General features: G+C 43.0%; 3 protein-coding genes. All 3 read right to left on the bottom strand.

The window, feature by feature from the left end:
- Positions 1-875: 875 nt before the first annotated feature.
- The 3 genes from F6K20_RS30495 to F6K20_RS40220 all read right to left on the bottom strand — a co-directional run bounded on the left by F6K20_RS30495 (position 876) and on the right by F6K20_RS40220 (position 3339).
- On the bottom strand, positions 876-1079 hold the full coding sequence (locus tag F6K20_RS30495; RefSeq protein WP_287266839.1) for a hypothetical protein: 204 nt from the start codon (positions 1077-1079) through the stop codon (positions 876-878).
- Between the two features lie 646 nt (positions 1080-1725).
- Positions 1726-3072, bottom strand: coding sequence for an RNA-guided endonuclease InsQ/TnpB family protein (locus tag F6K20_RS30490; RefSeq protein WP_287297207.1), 1347 nt, complete (start codon positions 3070-3072; stop codon positions 1726-1728).
- 75 nt (positions 3073-3147) lie between these two features.
- Positions 3148-3339 (bottom strand): hypothetical protein, encoded by a 192-nt coding sequence (locus F6K20_RS40220; RefSeq protein ID WP_353736858.1) that lies wholly within the window; start codon positions 3337-3339, stop codon positions 3148-3150.

Below are 3339 nucleotides of genomic sequence, written 5' to 3'. Positions count from 1 at the left end.
ATGGTGCGTTACGTCTTAAACTCTGGTAATATCATCTATTTTTATACTCCAATACCACGGTGCGTTACGGCTTCTACTCTGGTTATACCAGATAATATTCTCAACAAAACCGCCTAACGCACCCTACTGGCGTGGCTATCATTTACAAATACCATGGTGCGTTACGTCTTAAACTCTGGTAATATCATCTATTTTTATACTCCAATACCACGGTGCGTTACGGCTTCTACTCTGGTTATACCAGATAATATTCTCAACAAAACCGCCTAACGCACCCTACAAAATAACTAAATTTTATTAAATTTCTTTCCTATTTTAACCTCTTAAAATTTAACCCAAAGCACCTCGGCGCAACGAACGCAAACGAGCAAAATTTTAAGCATTTTGCTGATTGCTTACCGCTTACCTTTCTTTCAATTAACCCTCAACAAAAAAAAATCTAAAAACCCTTGACACATTAGTTTGTAATCATTATGATTATATTTATAAAACTAAAAACAATTATTCGACTATGCCTCAAAACTCTCAGCCAAATTCAAACGATAATTCAAACGGATTCGTTGTTCCGTACATTTTAAAAGGGTCTCGCCAGCAAATAACCCATACCGTGTATATCCTTAATGGCTTGGGCTACGCTCAACTTACTGACTGGGGTCCTCTTCAGCCGACGGGAAATCCAGGAGAATTTATTACGATTATGATCAGATATTGGATTTGGCGTTAAGACCTTAAATTTCTGGGGGGGTTTCCCCCCTGGCCAAAGGTTAGCCGTCAGCCGTCAGCCGTCAGCCGTCAGTAGAAATATCGCGCTTTGTAGGGTGGGCAAAGGTCGATGATAACTGTACAAATGGTGAAACTATGATTATTTGCCCACCCTACACCACTACTGAATGCTGATAGCGAACAGATAGCTTTGTAGGGTGGACAAATATCAATGATAACTGTACAAATGGTGAAACTATGATTATTTGCCCACCCGACACCACTACTGAATGCTGATAGCTGATAGCTGAATGCTTACGGACAAAGGCTCCGGTCTGTTTGCGACGCGAACAGATAGGTGAGAAAATTGAGTGCATAAGCGAAAATTCCTAGCCGTGGAAAGTATTTCTGCGGCTATTTTTTTTGGTTAGTTGGTTGAAGGTTAGTTGGTTGAAGGTTAGTTGGTTGAAGGTTAGTTGGTTGAAGGTTATCAGGTTGAAGGTTATCAGGTTGAAGGTTATCAGGTTGAAGGTTATCAGGTTGAAGGTTAGTTGGTTGAAGGTTATGTAAGCAGTCAGCTGTCAGCTGTCAGCCGTCAGCTTAAAATAAACCCAGCGTAGCGTGGGCCGGTGCGCAATGGGCAAACGGGAGAATTTAAGATTGATAGATTAATAAGAGGAGAATTTAAGATTGATAGATTAATAAGAATAGAAAGTGCGATCGCTTAGCGTGCGTCGGTGCGTAATCGCTTTTGTCGGGTGGGCAAAGGTCGATGATTACTGTACTTTTGTAGAAACGATCATGACGCAGCCCACCCTACCCAACTGTTCGCGTAGCGTGCGCATAGCCCATTAGCTGACACCTGACAGCTGAATGCTTACTTCACAGAAATTTGAACAATATCCAACCGTTTTAGAGTAAGAACCATGACTCCAAATAATCCACAGTCAGATCAACGCCCTCCTATTTGGATTGGGCATGTTAGCATGAACTACCCCGCCCTGTTCGTTCGCGTAGCGTGGCCTACGGCCAGGACGGGGTGTCAGCTACCCCATCCTTAGAGCGTGATTTTTGACGCTTCATCTTTCCCAGTTGCTTCATTGATCCAGTATGCTTTCTGGTCTTTGAAGTAGAGCTAGAAAATCCACGTTTATCGAGGTCAGCACCGTACCCCGGCTGTTTTCCTAATGCTGCATTGAACATCACTATTGCGCTTGTCTTGTCTCTATCGAACCCAAAGCCGCAAATATCACAGACGTGGTATCTATTCGACAGTTCAGCCCAGTCTTTGTGAACCTTTCCACATTCTGGACAACGCTGAGATGGCTTTAGTTGTCTAGTCGGTAGTTGAAGAACAATTCCGCCTTTGAGTTCGATTTTGTAGGTCAGCATTTTATTGAGAGTACCGAATCCTACATCCAGAATGGCTTTGTTTAATCCAGCTTTTTGTTTCCTTCTTTTCGACCCTTTCTTGGCTTTCCGGGTCATTCCTTTCGTATTGAGCTTCTCGGTTACGCCGATGTCATAACGACTAGATAAATCTGATGTAACCTTGTGTTGCCAATCTTTACGCGCGTTACCCGCTTTCCTCTTTAGTTGGGATTCTTTTTTGTTGGCTTTTTTCCAACGCTTAGACGCCTTTATACTTTTTTTGAAATTAGGAGCCTGCTTCCTGCGCTTTTCCTTCCCGGCGGCCTTCACTTTAGGCTCTAGAGTCTTCGTAAAACGCTGGTTGGCTATCTCCTCAAACTCGCTGCCGTTGAAAGCTGTGATTGCTGTTTCAGTCCCTAAGTCATAGGCTACGATTTTCTCGTACGTTAAGTCAGATCCTGAACCATATTTAGTGTCGGGGGTTTCTACTTTAACGGTTATTGAAGCATACCAAGCGTTTACACTAGACTTGTACGTAATTGTTAGAGTCGTTGGTGTCCCCCAAAACTTGGCCTGACCACGCATCTTTATAGTGAGTCCGAGGTCATTCAACGTCAAAGTTCCATCTTTTCCGTCAGTATTAGCCTTCCAACCAGCCTTACTGGGATAAGTCCATCCGGAGTATTTCCGAATTGGCTTATATTTGGTAATTTCACTTAACCCAAGAAAGAAGCGATTATATGCCAGGTCTACCCTCTTAAGGGTCGCTTGCAAGGAAGTACTATATAACTCCTTGTACTCCGGCCAACATTCCTTGAAGGCGGGCAAGCAGTTTTGTTGATCAAGATATCCTATGGACTTTTTATTTGCTTTCCATTCATAGCGGCGATCGCCTATCCCAGCGTTATAAAGCAACTGGTGCATTTTTCTCGCGTAAAACATCTTTGACGCAGCTGTTTTGTTAGGATACAGACGAAATGTATGTCTGAGATTCGCCATGAATGAAACCACCTCCTTGAAATCTTCGTGCTTGGGCTGATATTATTTTAGTATAGTTGATGGTAAATACAAATGTCAAGCACAAAAAGGAAAAAGCCTCAGAAAAGAATGAGGGGAGCACCCGCTCATTATGACGAGCATAATACTGAGCACTGCTTTATCATGGGCTTTGAAGATTTGGGGTTTTTTGCCTTCGAGGCTCCAGATGATAACTCTTCCATCCTCGCTAGAAGCAGCAAGGCTTTTGAGATCAGGGCTAAAACGCAC

The sequence above is a fragment of the Moorena sp. SIO2C4 genome (assembly GCF_010672485.1).
GTDB classification, from domain to species: Bacteria; Cyanobacteriota; Cyanobacteriia; order Cyanobacteriales; family Coleofasciculaceae; genus Moorena; species Moorena producens.
This window is presented reverse-complemented; position numbering and strand designations above follow the sequence as displayed.